Here is a 579-nt window from a genome sequence, read left to right on the forward strand (position 1 = left end):
CCGGAACGTGCGATCGACAAGCCCTTCCTGCTGCCGATCGAAGACGTGTTCTCGATCTCCGGCCGCGGCACCGTGGTGACCGGTCGGGTCGAGCGTGGCGTGGTCAAGGTCGGCGAGGAAATCGAGATCGTCGGCATCAAGGCCACGGTCAAGACCATCTGCACTGGCGTGGAAATGTTCCGCAAGCTGCTCGACCAGGGTCAGGCGGGTGACAACGTCGGCGTGCTGCTGCGCGGCACCAAGCGTGAAGACGTCGAGCGTGGCCAGGTGCTGTGCAAGCCGGGTTCGATCAAGCCGCATACCCACTTCACCGGTGAAGTGTATGTGCTGAGCAAGGAAGAGGGCGGTCGTCACACCCCGTTCTTCGCCAACTACCGTCCGCAGTTCTATTTCCGTACCACGGACGTGACCGGTTCGATCTCGCTGCCCGAGGGCACCGAGATGGTGATGCCGGGTGACAACGTGTCGATCACGGTCAAGCTGATTGCCCCGATCGCCATGGAAGAAGGTCTGCGCTTCGCGATTCGCGAAGGCGGCCGTACCGTTGGCGCCGGCGTCGTCGCCAAGATCATCGAGTAA

At 62.5% G+C, this 579-nt stretch carries 1 protein-coding gene; it reads left to right on the plus strand.

From position 1 onward, the window contains the following. Positions 1-579 (plus strand): EF-Tu C-terminal domain-related protein (locus AC3A35_RS27855; RefSeq protein WP_487439803.1); only part of this gene is annotated, 579 nt, incomplete at its 5' end.

This window comes from Azoarcus sp. Soil_N_20 (genome assembly GCF_057656155.1).